This window comes from Microcoleus sp. OTE_8_concoct_300, from assembly GCF_031383065.1.
Classification (GTDB): domain Bacteria; phylum Cyanobacteriota; class Cyanobacteriia; order Cyanobacteriales; family Microcoleaceae; genus Microcoleus.
The window spans coordinates 1-1,426 of sequence record NZ_JANMZH010000081.1; the positions used below are offsets into that span (position 1 = coordinate 1).

Sequence of the window (1,426 nt, forward strand, 5' to 3'; positions counted from 1 at the left end):
ATAAGGTATCTTCGCACAAGTCTAAAAACTGCACCTCAGGCTTGAGAAAATTACTGTCTCGCGGGCCGAGGGCTTGAGTTAGTTGATAGGCGTCGGGACGGGCATAAGCAGTTTCCGGGTCAACCCCGCGCTTAATTTCGCCCTGCCCTACTTCGTGGTCTGAGGTGATTTTTTCTAGGGCCTGTCCCTTTCTCGGTAAACTCCACGGCGTTGCAGGGGGGTCTGTTTTTCTGGATCTAAGAGGGTCAGCAGCATTTTTGATGGATGTGGTTAATCTGCTAATAAGTAGCAGGAGTTGCCCCGCTTTTGGGTGGGCAATTCTTTTGCCCAGCGCCAAATGTAATAGGTGGCTATTGAACGAGCAACTAATAACTAGCTCGGCGTTGCACCGTTTAACCGTAAATTTACTAGAGCTCGATCTGTTGCATAGTTTGCGAAATACTTATTATTACTCTAATTTCAGCCCTTAGCTTCATCAAATCTTTATTAAAGCACATTTTTTATTAAATTTGGATAAAGATGCTATTTCTCTCTCATTTAAAAAAAATATTTTGCGTATTATTGCTGATAAATATATCGAGCTTTTTACACAAGCCGATATACTTTAATCCTATCAAAAGTAAGGACGGAATAACAATGACTAAAAACTTGCAAAAAATGGCTGTTGCTGCTGCTATTTTGGGATTGGGGGCGACCTCCGTTAAATCGGCAGAGGCTGCATCAGTGAACTTCACTTTTTTTGAGGAGGCGAACACTCCTGCTGTAGGTGTAGGCTCTTTCAGCTATGACGAATCGACTCCTTATGAAGGTATTTTTGGGTCAAGTTTTTTGGGAACACCTCTAGAAATTAAGGCCAGCGATAAATTGTTTGAAGTCAAGAATTTGGTGATAAATTTACTCGGGCTGTCGTGGAACTCGTCCCAGGCTACATTTGGCGACAGGGGTAATAAGCTTTCACCTTTGTTGTGGGCACCGTTTGACCAAAATCCATTAAAAGTTGTTGGGGAAAATGCTCCCTTCGGTTCCTCACAACCCTATCTGTGGGGAAATTGGGCATTTGGAGATATACGAACAACTCCAAGTCTAATAATATTTGGGAATAGCGACGGGCCAGGCTCCACAATAGACTGGCTGCAAGGTTCCCAATCTGACGGAAGCTTGGGCTTCAACGAGGGATATGTAATAGCAGAGGAAGTCGGGCCCGGCGGTGGAAACCCAGAGAGTGTTCCCGAACCTGCAACAACTGCAGGTTTAGCTTTGGCAGCGGCTGGCTTGGGCTACGCCAAGAAAAAGTTTGGAGCATCGAAAGTCTAAAATCGAAATGTGCCTACCTGGGCCCGAATGATAATTGCCGTGATATTGTCGTGACCGTTGCGTTTGTTGCCTAGTTCAATCAACTGGGCAACTCCCTCGTCGAGATTGGCTT

General features: G+C 45.0%; 2 protein-coding genes. One reads left to right on the forward strand and one right to left on the reverse strand.

Features of this window, described 5'->3' with window-relative positions; all coding sequences use genetic code 11:
• Positions 1-337: hypothetical protein (locus tag ACUVJL_RS03955; RefSeq protein ID WP_445244659.1), on the reverse strand; the 337-nt coding region annotated here is incomplete at its 3' end.
• 299 nt (positions 338-636) lie between these two features.
• Between ACUVJL_RS03955 and ACUVJL_RS03960 the strand changes: the two genes are divergently transcribed.
• The gene (locus ACUVJL_RS03960; RefSeq protein ID WP_445244660.1) at positions 637-1,314 is read left to right on the forward strand and encodes a PEP-CTERM sorting domain-containing protein; all 678 of its coding nucleotides are present in this window, start codon (positions 637-639) and stop codon (positions 1,312-1,314) included.
• Positions 1,315-1,426: the final 112 nt, after the last annotated feature.

Excerpts from the sequence above, each read along its gene's own strand:
- ACUVJL_RS03960 (WP_445244660.1), top strand. The coding sequence starts at position 637 with ATGACTAAAAACTTGCAAAAAATGGCTGTTGCTGCTGCTATTTTGGGA.